Here is a 14,665-nt window from a genome sequence, read left to right as displayed (position 1 = left end):
ACTCACACTGGAACGGTAGTTTATCAGGAACCATGCCATATCGCATGATTGCCGCCGTTTCCCTTGATTGACGGTGATTATCGGGTGTGCAAAGGCCTGCCATCCGCTTTGAGCAGCGCCTCTCCGAACGTTTCACTGAACGTGGGATGCGGGTGGATGAGCCTCGCCGCGTCGGCAAGCGGCACATGATTGCCGACCAGCTGTTCGGCTTCCGCGATCAGATCGCTGGCTATCGGACTAACGATGTGCACGCCAAGCACAAGAGGAATATCGGGAGCGTCAGCCATCGCACCGCTGACGATGGTCATGGATCCGCCCTCTCCACTCATGAGCATACGCGAGTTGGACAGCATCGGATATGCGGTTTCCTGCGGATCAACAATGGTATCACGGGCTTTCGCTTCGCCGAGCGTAAGCCCGACGCTTGCCGCCTCGGGGAAGGAAAACACGACTTGCGGCACGGTTTCGTCGGCAACAGGTTTAGGATCAAGTCCCGCGATGGTTTCGGCGATGGCGATGCCCTGCTCGAACGCACGGTGCGCCAAGGCATGCCCCGGCGTGATATCTCCCAAAGCCCATATGCCTTCCACGTTCGTACGCCCGTACACATCGGTCAGAACATAGCCACGTTCATCCAATGCGATGCCGTTGGATGCGAACCAGTCGACATCGGTGTTCGGCATGCGGCCAATGGCAGCAAGCACCACTTCGCCATACGCGGTGCGCTCCTCACCGCCATCACCCTGCCTGTAATGCACGGTGGCCCCCAAGTTCGTGCCGGTGTCCACATGATTTACCGACGTGTGCGTCACCACATTCACGCCACGGCGTTTGAGCTCACGCGTCAACGTCATCGAAGCCCGCTTCTCCCAAGACGACAGCACGCGATCCTTGCGAATGAGCAAGGTCACCTCGCATCCCGACGCATTCCACAATGATGCGAATTCCAACGCCACCGCGCCAGCGCCGACAATCACCGCGCTGGATGGGAACGTGTCCAATTCCAGAGCCTGCGTCGAATCAATCAACGCTCCGGAAAACGGATCGTCAGGCAACGGCATCGGGCGCGAACCAGTCGCAAGAACAATATCGTCTCCTGCGATCGTCAGTTCCGACCCTACAGGTTCCTCTATTCCCGCCTTGATGGAACGCAAAACCTGCGTCCCTCCCCCGGACGGCGCAACATGCACCTCATGACCATTTTGCAGCTGTGCCTCGCCATGGAACACGGTGACGCCACGGTGCGACAGCAATCCCGCCAATCCTTTCGTCATCGTCTTCACCGTGGACGTACGGAAGTCACGCAACCTGCCGAAGTCAATGCTCTGCAATGCGGCATTGATGCCCATACGCTCCGCCTGACGTACGTTCTCCACGCTATGCGCGGCCGTCAGCAACGCCTTCGATGGAATGCATCCACGATTGAGGCAAGTGCCTCCCAAGGTGTTGTCACGCTCGACCATTGCCACCGTTTTGCCAAGTTGAGCAGCGCGTAGTGCCGTGGAATATCCGCCCGGTCCCGTTCCGATGATGACGATGTCGAAATGCTGTTCAGTCATGTCTGTCCTCGTTGATTCGTGCGTTACAACTGGTTACATGGTAATGGAAAAGCCGCCGGTTTTCGCCGACGGCTTGAAAAAACGATGGCCGCGATTCCCGGCAGGAGCCGATCACTCCGGCCAGTGTCCACGCTTCGGATAGCGCGGCTTCGGCAGACGCCAACGACGCATCTGGATGGCACGACTCCACGCATAGGAGCCGGAACGCATGCCCTTGGCCACGGACTGCTCGCCGAACTTCTCGATAAGCTTCTTCTTGAGCTTGCGCCACATGATCACCACGTCAATGATCACCGCGAACAGGTACACATACATGAGCACCATCAACGGCAATGCCAGCGCAGGCCACTGATATGTTACGAAAATCGAACCGATTAGAATGACGAACGCAACCGGAATGAAGAACTCACCGAGGTTAAAACGAGCGTCGACGTAGTCACGGATGTAAATGCGCCATGGCAGACGCTCTGCCTTTGGCATGTGGTTGATGTCGCCCTTCTGCATGGCATCGTACTCAGCGTTCTCACGCTCGCGCATACGCGCCTTGGCGGCCTTACGGCTCGCCTCACGATCCTTGGGAACCAACGGGCGAAGATTCTGCGCCTGAGCATCCTTGCGCTTCGGCGTCGGACGACCCTTGCCGGAAGTGGTTTCCGCAACCTTGGTCTCGACAGGCTCCTGCGTCGTCTCTTCCTTCTTGTTAAACAAACTCATGCCTATAGAGCGTAAAGTGACGTATCGACGCTTTAGCCCTGCCCTGTCAACAATTGGACGTGCCGATTGAGACCGATACAATGGTCATTCGTTACACGCATATGATCACGCTGCGTTGTTGTATGGCAGCACGTCTTTGTAAGGAGCAATATGGCAGCTTTACCTGTCGAAGAAGTTCGATCACGGGTCGAAGCGGATTTTGACCGCATCGTCAACGTGCTTAACAAGAAAATCGCATTACAGTCCATTTCGGCAAAAGGCATCACCGCGGATCATATGAAACGATCCGCCGAATTTGTGGCCGAAGAGCTCAGCAAGGTCGGCGTAAACGCCCAAGTGGTGCAGTCCCACAATCCCGATGGCACGCCAGGCGCATGGGAAGTCATCGGATCGAAATTCGTCAACGCCGACGCACCGACCGTGCTTCTGTACGCTCATCACGACGTACAGCCGGTACCCGACGCAACCGCGTGGAACACCGACCCGTTCGTCGGCACTGTAATCGACACCCGCCTGTACGGGCGAGGCGCGGCCGACGATGGCGGCGGCATCGCCATCCATTCAGGCGCATTGCAGGCCCTCGGCGACGATCTGAAAGTCAACATCAAAGTCTTCATCGAAGGCGAAGAGGAAATGGGCTCACCAAGCTTCATTCCCTTCATCGAAGAGCACAAAGACGAATTCGACTCCGATGTGATCATCGTCGCCGACTCAGGCAACTGGTCCGCGGAAATCCCCTCCCTTACCACATCACTTCGCGGCAACACCGACATCGACGTACATGTCAAGGCATTGCACCATCCGGTGCATTCCGGCCAGTACGGCGGACCGATCCTCGATGCGAACACGCTCGCAGCCATGCTGATCGCATCCATGTATGACGAACACGGCGATCTGGCGGTACCGGGCGTCGCCTCAGAAGAGCCAGTCGGCGGACTGCAGAGAGACATGGACGAGACAACCGTGCGTGCGGATGCCGGCATCGTCGGTTCCTACCGTCTGGCCGGCACCGGTTCTTTGGCCGCACGCCTGTGGACCAAACCAAGCGTGACCGTCATCGGTTTTGATGCGCATCCAGTGGAAGGATCCTTCAATGTGATCTCCCCTGAAACAACGTTCCGCCTCAGCCTACGCACCGCTCCGAACCAGCGTCCGGAAGAGGCCCAGGAGGCACTCGCCGCATTCATGGTCGAGCACGCCCCATTCGGCGCCGAAGTGTGGGTAGACAAGCTCGACAATGGCATGGGCTGGGCCATGGATCCGAATGCCGAAGCCACCAAGGACGCCATGGAAGCCATGGAAGAGGCTTTTGGCGTGGCTCCTGTCAACAAGGGCGAAGGCGGTTCGATTCCGTTCATTCCGGAATTGCAGCGTATTTTCCCAAAGGCCCAAGTCTTGGTTACCGGACCGGAGGATCCGAAGGCCAATGCGCATAGCCCGAACGAGTCCATCAGCCTGCCAAGTCTGAAAAACAATGTGATCACCGAAGCGCTGTTGCTTGACAAGCTTGCCAAGTAGCGGATGCCACGCTTTTTATAATAAAAAAAAATACAAAAAAGGACGTTCCATTCCATACAACGAATGAAACGTCCTTTTTGCAATCGCCGCAAATCCAACAATCTCTCGCTATGAGATCATGAGTTCGATCAATTGCCGGTACCGGTAAAAGCCCAATGCCAGTAACCCGTGAAGTAAGCACAAGACAACGCAATCACCGGCACCGCCACACAAATCGCATAAAACAGCCAGTCGACGGCATGCAAACGTGATTCCCGGGCCTGGCTACGTGGAGCATCCGCTCCGAAAGCACGCGCCTCCATGGCGGTGGCAAGCTTCGTGCCGCGTCGAATCGACACAACCAATAGGCTGAACGCCTGAGAAAACACGCGCTTGATGGCACTACCGTCACCCAGTCCACGAGAGCGGCGGGATTGTCCAAGCGCATACCAATCATTCTGCAGCAACGTGAACATGCGCATACCAGCCAAACCGCCATATACGAATCGCGACGGCAAATGCAAAATCTGCACCAAGCCATCGGCCAGATCGGTCGGGTCAAGGCCAAGCGCGAGAATCACGCCGGGAACGGCAATGGCTGCCACACGTAGGAACGTAGCCAACGCCAAATACAACGATCCCTGCGAAATCACAATGACATTGCCAAGATTGACCAGCACGGCACCGGAGGTTTTGCCATACAATGCCACGGAAATGAAACTTCCCGAAGCTGCGATCCATACCGGCCAGGTTTTACGAAGCACCGTCCATGGAGCGACGCCTCCAATCCAGAGCAGCAACATCTCCAACACGAACGCCACCGATGCGGAAACCACGTCCAACGTCACGAACATGGGAATGCACAATATCAGCGCGCCGATGAAACGACTGACCGGATTGATCTTCGCGACAAACCATGACGGAGACGCCGGCCTGGCGTCATCATGACGTTCCTTATGCGGCACCACGCTGATGGTTTCCAACTGTTCCATCTCACTCCCCCTCGCTTACGAGAATGCGACGCGCTCCCAACGCTTCGATCAACGGTTCGTCATGAGTGACCATGATGACGGAACAGCCCTCATCGCGTACGCCCGCTATCAACCTGACCATTTCCGTCCATGTGGTGAAATCCTGACCGAAAGTCGGCTCATCCATCACCAACACCTTCGGCGCCGCGGCAAGCATGGACGCCACGGAAAGACGACGCTTCTCACCGCCGGATAACGTGAATGGATTGGCTGGGGCGAACCGTTTGAGGTTCAACCGTTCCAGCATCATATCGGCGATGGCGTAGGCCTCGTCATCGGTTTTTCCCATGGATTTAGGGCCGACCGCCACTTCGTCGCGCACACTGGATGCAACGAACTGGTGTTCCGGCTCTTGGAACACCATGCCGATTCGCCCAAGAAGATCCCTGCTTTTCCACGTGAAGACGTTGTTCTCCCTATGTGCGGGAACCATGCTTTCATCCATACTTACCCGCCCGGAAATCGGTTTGAGCAAGCCAGCCAAAGTCAAAGCAAGCGTGGATTTTCCCACACCGTTTTTGCCGGTCAGGGCAGTAATCTCGCCGGCATGGAACGCGAGGTTCACATGCTCGCCAAGCGCGAATTCACGTCCGAAGCTGAGATCCTCGGTTCGCAGAACAACCTTTCCCGATGACTGCTTGGATTCGGGAATATGGCTTTCAATGGTGCGCCCCGGAACCCAGGCACCGCCTTTTGCCAACACCGTCGCCATGCTGCCGAACACTTCCTCAGGAGTGCCATCGGCGATGACTCCGCTGACATGCGAATCGGCTTCCGGCTTGCCAAGCACAATGACGCGATCCACCAAATCAAGCCATACGTCAATGTGATGCTCCACCACCACCAAGGTTTCATGGGTTCGGTCAAGCACATCACGTACCGCATCATGCACCTCCTTGACGCCTTCCGGATCAAGGTTGGCGGTCGGCTCGTCAAACAACAGCAATCCGGGGTGCATGGCGAGCACGCCAGCCAAAGCCAGACGTTGACGCTGCCCGCCAGAAAGCCTGCGCGTGGAGCGATCAAGTTTCATATAGCCAAGTCCAACAATGTCGAGTGAGGAACGGACCCTGCTCCAAATCTCATCTTTTGGCAGATTCAGATTTTCACAGCCAAAAGCGGTATCGTCTCCCACACGTTCCAGAATCGTCTGTGCATCGGGATCCTGCAATACCAATCCTGATCGCCCACGCGAATGGCGGGCATCCGTTCCGTCGATCAGCAGCTCACCTTCGAGTTCACCTTCATCATCACCGCCGAGCACGCCGGCAAGACCGGCCATCAACGTCGATTTTCCGGCACCGGAAGCACCCAACAGCAACACACGCTCCCCCGGCTGTATGGTGAAGTCCACATGCCTTAACGCAAAATCCTTACGTGAAGCATGTCGCCATCCCCAATCGCGTGCGACCACCCCGGCTGCGGAAAACGATTTTTCTGCATCAGTACCCATGAATCGTTCTTTCATTCCTTTTGCATTTGGCGTTCGTAAGGCGAACACGCATCAAAGAAGTCCCGTATCCACCCACCGTGAATGCGATACGGGACTTCACAAACGAATCGTCAGACCAGAGTCTGCGCACGACCGGATTCGAAACGGTCAAGCACGCCTGTTTTGGCGATGGCCTGCTGCAGCAGATACATCAGGACTCCAGCCACCAAAGCGCCGGAAATAACGGAAGTGACGCAGTTGACGGCAATACGCAAGCCTGCCCAGGCGGGGTTTACGGTCCAGTTGTAGAGGAAGCATCCCAAACCGGCGAGGGTGCCGGAAATGGTGGCCGACAGCAAATCCCAACGCTTGTACGCGAAAATCGCAAAGCCGATTTCGGCAGTAAGACCTTGGCAGATGCCAATGATCAGGGAACCGCCGATGCCCCAGGGATTGCCCATGGCGAGTTCTATAGCGGCAGCAAGGGTTTCGGCGAACAGCGCAGCACCAGGCTTTCGCACAATAAGGGCGGCCAGAGGTCCTGCAAATAGCCAGATGCCGTTCAGTAGGCCTTCGAAGCCAGGCGTCACCGCTTCGAACAGCGTGATCGGAGCCGCGCAGATAACATCCCAGCCCCAGAAAATCACACCAGCTGCAACCGCGACGATGGCGGCCACAACGATATCAACGACTCGCCATTTGTTGTTGTGCTTCTTCACCGCGGAAGATTCATTTACGGTCATGAATGTGCCTTTCTTTATGTCAAGGCACGGGAAAAGAGAGACGTCCGTGCGCCGGCATTACCCGGTATACGTTCATACGGTCGAAGCGTTTGCTTCCTCTCAGCCATACGGCCCCCGTGTCTGCGCTTGATACTACACAAGGCACAAGATTTCCACAAGGGCTGTTTCATTTTCGCTTCGTTTCCGGCATAGAACACGCTCGGATTTTTGCAATGGCCTGTCTTCACGGGTTTCCCTCCCGTACTGAATGCAGCACGGAAACACGGTTCCATAGAGTTTTACAGAGGTCTGCACATCAATGATTCAGCTAGGTTCCTGAATGTCTCGCCAATACCGTCGGCACGTAACGAGCCATCCTCATTCAGCACGGCCGGGCGTCCGTCCTCACCAGTCTCCCGCAATTCCGGTTCCAGTGGAAGCTGAGCGAGCAAAGGAACGTCATAGCCGAGGCTTTCGGTCAGCTGTTCCGATACGCGCGTACCACCGCCTTCGCCGAAAATCCGCAGACGTTCACCCTTATGCTCGTAATAGCTCATGTTCTCTACGACGCCGCGCACTTTCATCGGCACCTGCAGCGCCACCAAGCCGGAGCGTACTGCGATGTCGGATGCGGACGGCTGCGGCGTGGTGATCACCACCAGTTCCGCATTCGGCAGGGCCTGGGCCACGGAAATCGCCATATCGCCGGTGCCCGGAGCCAAGTCAAGCAGAAGCACGTCGGGCTCGCCCCACCACACATCCGAAAGGAATTGTTCGAGCGAACGCTGCAGTCGCGGCCCTCTCCAAAGGATCGCACGATCGGCGCCCGCGAACATGCCGATGGAAATCAGTTTCACCCCCCAAGCGGTGACGGGCATGAGCATACCATTCAGATTGGTGGGTTGCGCATGCACGCCGAACAGTCGCGGCAGCGAGAACCCGTAGATGTCGGCGTCAATGGCGGCCGTATCATAACCGAGCGCCGCGAAAGTGGCGGCAAGATTCGCGGTGACGGACGATTTGCCGACACCGCCTTTGCCGGATGCTATGGCGAAAATACGGGTTTTGATGCCCGGCTTATTAAAGGGGTTCTGCTTGCGATCGGCTTTGAGACCTGCAACGAGTTGGGTGAGCTTGTCTTGGCTCATGGATCCGACTTCGATACGCGGCAGCAGCGTCGCATCCGGGTAGGATGCCACCGCTCCGTTGATTTGGTTGGTGATGGTCTGCGATAATGGGCAGCCTTCCACCGTCAGCTCGACTTCCACACGGACTTCGTAAGTGTTCGTTTTGCCTTCCACCGGTATCGCATCGATGGCTGCGATCATGCCCAGATCGGTCACGGACCGCCCCAGCTCGGGATCGATCACTTTGCTGAGTCGCTCATAGATGCGCGCTTCAATGGTACGCTCGTCGGTCATGGTTCCTCCTTTAGCCGCGTACCAGACTAGCGTCTGGAGGCGCGGCATGCCAGAGCCTTCTTGCGATTACGTTGCCAGCTTGACGTTCCGACGTCACACCGTTCCGTTTTCCAGCAGTATTTTGAACTGGTCCTCGTTTAACATGGGAACGCCTAATTCCTCTGCCTTGGCGGCCTTGGCGCCGGCGTTTTCGCCAACGACCACCCAATCGGTTTTCTTGCTGACGGATCCTGAGGCTCTTCCACCGCGAGAGATAATCGCTTCTTTGGCGGAGTCACGCGAGAAATCAATCAACGAACCGGTGACGACCACTGTCTTGCCTTCAAGTGTCTGTGGTAGTTCACTGATTTCAGCTTGCTCCACGCCAACTCCAGCAGCCTTCCATGCTTCCAACACCGTGCCGCGCCAATCGCCTGGTTCCTTGGCCGATGTGAACCACGTGACCACCGATTCCGCAATCTCCGGACCGATGCCGTCTATCTGAGACAGTTCGTCCACACTGGCGCGTTCGATGGCGTCAAGCGATCCGAACGTATTGGCGATAACACGTGCCGTGGGCGGTCCGAGGCGCCGGATCGACAGGGCTACAAGCACACGCCATAAGTCGGCGTGGCGTGCCTTGTCCATTTCGTCAAGCATTTTCCTTGTGTTTTCCGCAGGGCGTATATATACCGGCTGCACGCTGGATGCTCCGGAACGCGATACTTTGGTTTCCTCTCGGATCACCATGGCATCCTCAGGCACGTCATATCCGGGATATTCCGCGGATTCATCGACTTCGTCCTTACGCTTTCTCGCCGCTGTCGGAGTCGTCCAAAACGCCGGGACCTGATGCCATAGGCCTGATCCGCCGATACGTTTGCGCGTTTTTTTCGGCTTACCATTCTTGCCGACGGTTTCGTGGATTTCGATGATTGGCGCTTCTCGCCATACGCGAACATCCTGCAGGTCGGAGGCTGTCAGCGAGAACAGGCCGGCCTCACTGGACAACACCGGCGTTTGCCGGGCCGGCAGTTCCAGCCCTTCCACCGGCTCGTACGGTTCGGGCTCCTGCCCCGGTGCCACCACGATTTCGGTGATGTTCGGCGCGTAGGTCGCCACCGAATCGGGGCGATCCTCTTCCGGATTCGTCAACGCGATGGCCGATTGGTCACCCAGATGTTCGATATCGAACGCCTTTCTGGATGCCAGGTTGATGATGCGTTCGGTTAACTGTGCCGGGCAGGATTCCACGTTAGGACAGCGGATGTCCTTGTCCCCCTCTTTGGCTGGAGCGAGTTGTGCCCCACAGCTCGGGCAATGCGAAGGCATCACGAAACGGCGCAGCTGGTCTTCGCACCCTTCCCTACGCTCCAACACTGGACCTACAAGTTCGGGAATCACATCGCCTGCCTTGCGCACCACAACGGTGTCGCCGATAAGCACGCCTTTACGTTCCACCTCGAACGGATTATGCAAAGTGGTTCTCGACACCGTTGAACCCGCAACATATACGGGCTTCAGAATGGCCACCGGCGTCACGCGGCCGGTACGCCCCACTTGCACGGTGATGTCGAGCAACTCCGTATTGACTTCCTCCGGCGGATACTTGTAGGCGATGGCCCAACGTGGCGCACGCGAGGTCGCACCCAGCGACCGCTGCAACCCCAGATCGTCCACTTTCACGACGATGCCGTCGAGCGCATGCTCGATGTCACCGCGATGCTCACCGTAATAGTCGATCATGTCGAGGATTTGGCTGAATGTGGTGACTTCACGATTGTGCGGAGAGACCGGTATACCCCACTTCTTGTATAGCTCGTACGCCTCGGATTGGTTGTTGACGATATCGTGGCCGTCGCCTCGTTTGACGCCCCATTGGAGCGTGCCGATACCGTGCGCGTAGAAACTAAGCCTTCTGGTGGAGGTGATGCGCGGGTCCTTCTGACGCAGGCTTCCTGCGGCCGCGTTGCGCGGATTGGCGAAAGGCGCGCGTCCCGCATCCTCGCTTTCCCTGTTGAGCGTGTTGAAATCATCCCATCGCATGAAAACCTCGCCGCGAATCTCCACGAATTCAGGAATATCCTCCTCTGGCCCGGCAAGATTCTGTGGAATGGTGGAGATGGTGCGCACATTGAGTGTGATATCTTCGCCAGTCACACCGTCGCCTCTGGTCAGGCCCTGTTCAAGCACGCCATTACGGTAAATGAGATTGAGCGCAAGTCCGTCAATCTTCACTTCGCAGGTCATTGGCAGGGGCTTCGTATCCGACCAATCAAGACCTCGGATGACACTGTCATACCATTCGCGCAATTCCTCAAGCGAAAAGACATCGTCAAGACTCATCATGCGTGACGGATGACGCACTGATGCGAAATCGTTGGAGAAGGTGCCCCCAACACGATGCGTCGGCGATTGCGTGGAGTCAAGGGATGGAAACTGCGCTTCCAAAGCCTGTAAGCAGCGCATTCTCGCATCGTAGGCCGCATCAGACGAGACCGGCGCATCATCGATATAGTATGCGATCTGATCGGATTCCACCCATGCTGCCACTCGCGCCCACAATCGTGCCGCGGCCTCGGCGCTCATCGATGAAACGTCGATCCTGTCCAGTCGCATGGCATCCGCATCTGTCGGCTGCAATGCGGCGATCCACTGTTCGCTTCCCGGTGCATATGAGGCGGCTCCCTCGTCTGCCGACACGGGCGTCGACGTGCCCATGGCGCCGCCATCCGTTTCGGGAGCGTCAAAATCCCATGCGAGCTGTTCGGAATCGTCATGCCTTGTCATTGTCACTACCTTGTCAACATTTTTCGATGTGCTTTCAGTGCTGTCGGTCGGCGACGCTTCGAACAGTATCGCACAAATGTTCGACTAACGTGCCGTCGACGCTGAATTGTTCGCCCCGGATGGTGCCGGTCAGTTGTTCAACGACCTCAGGAACTGCATCTGCACCACATCGGCACCGTCGCGCTCCTCGTCATCCATCCTTGAAGCGGCAACCGAAAGCGTACGTGCCGGCACGAACATGCCCTCGTCCACGCAGACTCGCGCGGCCTTGCGTACCAAGGATGCAACCTGTGTGTTGGGCCATACCGGCAGTCCAGCCTGCGTAAGCACATGCATGGCTTCCGACACATTGGTAGGCACCGGAATGCACTGCGACTGCGCACGTCCGATCAATTCCTGAAGCTCACCCTCCAACATGGCGATACGCGCCGGTGCGATCTCCTCGCTCATGATATATGCGGCGGCCGCGATGTCGAAGTGATCGCACATCCATTCCGCGTAGGCAAGCCTATAGTAGGCGAACGATGCGTCCTCACGGTCAAGTGCGACATGCAACGCGTTGAGACATGCGGCTCTGGCTGGATCCCAATCCTCGGAGCGTGCCAACTGCACCGCCAGTTTGAGGTGCGAGAGCGGATAGGCCGGCGCGTATCGCACCATCGCATTGAGATGCGGCAACGCGGCCTTCACGCCTTTGACCTGTGCGAGCACGTCGGCGAGTTCCATATGCGCGTAGAACAGATTATCCGGAATCAGCACGGTCCGTTCGCCTTCCGTGGCGAACATGCGATTGTAGATGACGCGTTCCGCATACGAGTTGAAATACCGCGGCACGCCCGGATTCGAAGCGAACAGTTGGTCCATTCGTTCCAACGCCGCTTCAGCCAGTTCCACGCTTTGGTCGACCTGTCCGGAAAACAGCAGGTCTCTCGCCTTGATGCGTTCCGCGTCAAGCTCGTCGGCCACGCGGAATGAGAAATCCGGCGTGTCCTTGCCATCGATAAGAGCGCTCGTCACTTGCGGAGCCAAGACCGTTAACTCAGGGTCGGCGATGGCGTTGATGATGTCCATGGCCTGCTTCGCTTTGGCTACCGACTCCAGAAGGGGATCCTGCGCGATCCTATGGAATTCACCAACCGCGCGCTGCAGCAGGTCCACACGCTGGATGGACAGCCCCGACATGTCGCGGCAGCCGAACAGTTGCGCCGTATTATGGTCGAATGTAACATCGGAAAGCTCGGGCTCCTCTTGGCTTCCCGCCGGAGAGAAACGGCTGTCACGCAGGTTGAGCGCGGCATCCACTGGTTTCAATGCGCCAAGACCATCCACATCCATTTCCGCGTCGAACATGCGGTACGTACCTGTCGGGTCAGACAGTCCGCACTCACCCAACCGTTCCATGAACTCGCCTCTGGTAAAGGTGACCGTCACCAAATTGCGCACGGTCGGATTCTTGCGAAGCTGGCTCAACGGATCGTCGCCATCCCCGTCGAAATCGTTATAGCCAATCAAACCAGCATCAAGACCGTCATGCGTGAAATGCTCGGAATCGCCCTCCTCTCCGGTGGACTCGTTTGCAGCTTCGTCAGGAACCGCAAACGTCATCTCGTCGAAGTCGATATCCTTTATCAAATCCTCGAACTGTCTGTTCAGCGAATCGTCCGCATCATCACCGTCACCGCCATCGACACCCAAGTCAGCGGTTTTCGGCGTCACCGGCCGAGACGGATCCCCATGGAAATCGCCGTCTTTCGGATCGGCTTTGGATCCGGAAACGCCCATATCTCCGGTACGGATTCGTTCGAACGCGGCCAATGCCTCGCTCATCAGCTCGCTGATGGCGGAATCCTGCTCGGCCACGGCCTCTTCCAAACCAATCGAATCGATATGCATCGATACGCGCTGGATGCCTGGATCGGCACCGAAACTCAACGCAGCCATCATCAGTCCGACACGCAGATTGTAGTCCGCGCTCATGCGAGCGCGTTCGGCGTCCGTCATATCCACCCATGCATGGCGTGCCGCATCGTATCTGGTGGACGGCATCATGGAAACGCCTGCGGAAGTGAAGCCGATCGCCATATTGCCGTCCTTGAGGCTGCATCGGAAATCCACGTCGAAACGGTACGGAAGGCGCATGCTGCGTAGCAGCCGAGACATTGTCTGGCGGTACACCCATTCCGAACCGCCTTCGCTGCCGAAGGCGACGCTGTCCGTGCCGACCGTCGTGTTTTCGGCAATGGAACGCCTGGTTTCCGAGGCAATGTCCATCAAACGCATGACGGCCTGCACGCCATCATCCTGTTGGGAGTCGAGGATTGCGCCGAATTCGTCATCCGGTTTCAATGCGATCAACGCCGGATTTTCCAGCAGCGCCATGTCGATCTGCGCCGCTTCGGCCCGTGTCACGGTATCTTCCGTGGGGAGCTTGCCGATACGGGCGTTGCGTTCCAACCATGAGCTGACTGCGGCGAAACGGTTGAGATTGCCTTCGATGTTCAACGCACGCAACGATGCTGAGAACGGCAACGTGGAATCCCATGCGAAGAAGTAGCAGCCGGAATAGCTGGACGTGTACAGGTGCAGCGGTTCCGCGCCATGCACGGACTCAAGGCCTTGGTCTTTGTCGAGCGCCCCGGCCTCGCGCATGAGGTCGGCGAAATAATCCTCGAGTCCGGAGGCGCGCATGCCGTGCGAGCGGGCACTCATCGTATCTCTGATGGATCGGCGGATCGCGCCCATAGGCGCTTCTCTGTTGAGTCTGCGGAAGATGTTGCCAGTGCCGAATCCTACGAGTAGTCCGTTCATTTGCGGCAGCATGTAGGCCGCGAAGAACGCGATGGTGATGGCGTCACGGTATTCCAGGTCGAATCGCATGGCTTCCGGCAGGTTGGCGCGCATCTGTTCGAGCGTGTAGCGGTTGCCGACTTTGAGCCAGGATGCGAGCCACATCATGCGTCCTCCGGGCATGCGCCCTACGACACCGCCTTGTGATGCGCGTACCATTTTTGGCGTGCCGTTCGCAGCATGCCCGAATCGTGGGCCGTCCGGCAGAGTGAGGGTCTCCTCTTTGACGAAGATGAAGCGTGGATCCAGTTCCTGCACGTCCATTTCGGGATCGGTGCCTGCGAAGACGCGCGCTTTGCTGTCGGCGAGCGCGATTTGTGCGAAGTGGTTGGTGTCGGTGAATAGGCCGATGGAGAAGGCTTTGCCTTGGGTTTGCGGTAGTTGTGCCCAGCCGAGTTGGAGTGTGTTTGGTACGCCTTCGAAGCCTTTGATGATGTGCCGTTTGATGAGTGGGTTGAGTTTGATGGCGTTGCGGGTGAGTTCGGCGACGATGTCGTCTGGCGTGTTGAGGGCTTTGCCGAAGGGGTTGGTGTCGGTGGTGTTGTGGGGGTGTTTGTTGTGGTTGATGAGTTGTCGTACCCCTTGCATGGCGTGGTTGAGCATGGTCCGTCCTTGGTGTGGATGGTGTGCTGATGGCGATGCTGGTGTGAGGTGTGACATGTGGGCTATTCTT

At 57.4% G+C, this 14,665-nt stretch carries 9 protein-coding genes and 1 riboswitch; of the genes, 1 reads left to right on the top strand and 8 read right to left on the bottom strand.

What is annotated here, in order from left to right:
• Positions 1-77: 77 nt before the first annotated feature.
• Together NBH13_RS00345 and NBH13_RS00340 are read right to left on the bottom strand one after the other, a co-directional pair.
• Entirely contained in the window at positions 78-1,559 is a 1,482-nt protein-coding gene (locus NBH13_RS00345) for an FAD-dependent oxidoreductase (RefSeq protein WP_250778495.1), read from the bottom strand.
• Between the two features lie 111 nt (positions 1,560-1,670).
• Positions 1,671-2,273: a DUF3043 domain-containing protein gene (locus tag NBH13_RS00340; protein ID WP_144164916.1), complete on the bottom strand. Its 603-nt coding sequence runs from the start codon at positions 2,271-2,273 to the stop codon at positions 1,671-1,673.
• A gap of 150 nt (positions 2,274-2,423) precedes the next feature.
• Between NBH13_RS00340 and NBH13_RS00335 the strand changes: the two genes are divergently transcribed.
• Complete coding sequence (locus NBH13_RS00335; protein WP_099571210.1) at positions 2,424-3,791, top strand: dipeptidase; 1,368 nt, start codon at positions 2,424-2,426, stop codon at positions 3,789-3,791.
• A gap of 128 nt (positions 3,792-3,919) precedes the next feature.
• Here the strand turns inward: NBH13_RS00335 and NBH13_RS00330 are convergent, their stop codons facing one another.
• From NBH13_RS00330 to NBH13_RS00305, 6 genes are all read right to left on the bottom strand, one after another.
• Positions 3,920-4,762: an energy-coupling factor transporter transmembrane component T family protein gene (locus tag NBH13_RS00330; RefSeq protein ID WP_099571211.1), complete on the bottom strand. Its 843-nt coding sequence runs from the start codon at positions 4,760-4,762 to the stop codon at positions 3,920-3,922.
• Between the two features lies 1 nt (position 4,763).
• Positions 4,764-6,269: an ABC transporter ATP-binding protein gene (locus NBH13_RS00325; protein WP_099571212.1), complete on the bottom strand. Its 1,506-nt coding sequence runs from the start codon at positions 6,267-6,269 to the stop codon at positions 4,764-4,766.
• Between the two features lie 95 nt (positions 6,270-6,364).
• Positions 6,365-6,976: an ECF transporter S component gene (locus NBH13_RS00320; RefSeq protein WP_099595108.1), complete on the bottom strand. Its 612-nt coding sequence runs from the start codon at positions 6,974-6,976 to the stop codon at positions 6,365-6,367.
• 25 nt (positions 6,977-7,001) lie between these two features.
• A riboswitch (TPP riboswitch) is annotated at positions 7,002-7,104 on the bottom strand.
• A gap of 150 nt (positions 7,105-7,254) precedes the next feature.
• The gene (locus NBH13_RS00315) at positions 7,255-8,376 is read right to left on the bottom strand and encodes an Mrp/NBP35 family ATP-binding protein (protein WP_039198599.1); all 1,122 of its coding nucleotides are present in this window, start codon (positions 8,374-8,376) and stop codon (positions 7,255-7,257) included.
• Between the two features lie 93 nt (positions 8,377-8,469).
• Complete coding sequence (ligA, locus tag NBH13_RS00310) at positions 8,470-11,145, bottom strand: NAD-dependent DNA ligase LigA (protein WP_250778493.1); 2,676 nt, start codon at positions 11,143-11,145, stop codon at positions 8,470-8,472.
• A gap of 129 nt (positions 11,146-11,274) precedes the next feature.
• Positions 11,275-14,580 carry a tetratricopeptide repeat protein gene (locus NBH13_RS00305; protein WP_250778851.1) on the bottom strand — a complete coding sequence of 1,102 codons (3,306 nt, stop codon included), beginning with the start codon at positions 14,578-14,580 and terminating at the stop codon, positions 11,275-11,277.
• Positions 14,581-14,665 lie beyond the last annotated feature (85 nt).

The sequence above is a fragment of the Bifidobacterium intestinale genome (assembly GCF_023656765.1).
Classification (GTDB): Bacteria; Actinomycetota; Actinomycetes; order Actinomycetales; family Bifidobacteriaceae; genus Bifidobacterium; species Bifidobacterium hominis.
The sequence above is the reverse complement of the archived record's forward strand: the minus strand, read 5'-3'. Positions and strand labels throughout refer to the sequence as shown.

Bases quoted from the DNA above. Each gene is read 5' to 3' on its own strand.
- NBH13_RS00345 (WP_250778495.1), bottom strand. From the start codon at position 1,559: ATGACTGAACAGCATTTCGACATCGTCATCATCGGAACGGGACCGGGC.
- NBH13_RS00340 (WP_144164916.1), bottom strand. From the start codon at position 2,273: ATGAGTTTGTTTAACAAGAAGGAAGAGACGACGCAGGAGCCTGTCGAG.
- NBH13_RS00335 (WP_099571210.1), top strand. From the start codon at position 2,424: ATGGCAGCTTTACCTGTCGAAGAAGTTCGATCACGGGTCGAAGCGGAT.
- NBH13_RS00330 (WP_099571211.1), bottom strand. From the start codon at position 4,762: ATGGAACAGTTGGAAACCATCAGCGTGGTGCCGCATAAGGAACGTCAT.
- NBH13_RS00325 (WP_099571212.1), bottom strand. From the start codon at position 6,269: ATGAAAGAACGATTCATGGGTACTGATGCAGAAAAATCGTTTTCCGCA.
- NBH13_RS00320 (WP_099595108.1), bottom strand. From the start codon at position 6,976: ATGACCGTAAATGAATCTTCCGCGGTGAAGAAGCACAACAACAAATGG.
- NBH13_RS00315 (WP_039198599.1), bottom strand. From the start codon at position 8,376: ATGACCGACGAGCGTACCATTGAAGCGCGCATCTATGAGCGACTCAGC.
- ligA (WP_250778493.1), bottom strand. From the start codon at position 11,145: ATGACAAGGCATGACGATTCCGAACAGCTCGCATGGGATTTTGACGCT.
- NBH13_RS00305 (WP_250778851.1), bottom strand. From the start codon at position 14,580: ATGCAAGGGGTACGACAACTCATCAACCACAACAAACACCCCCACAAC.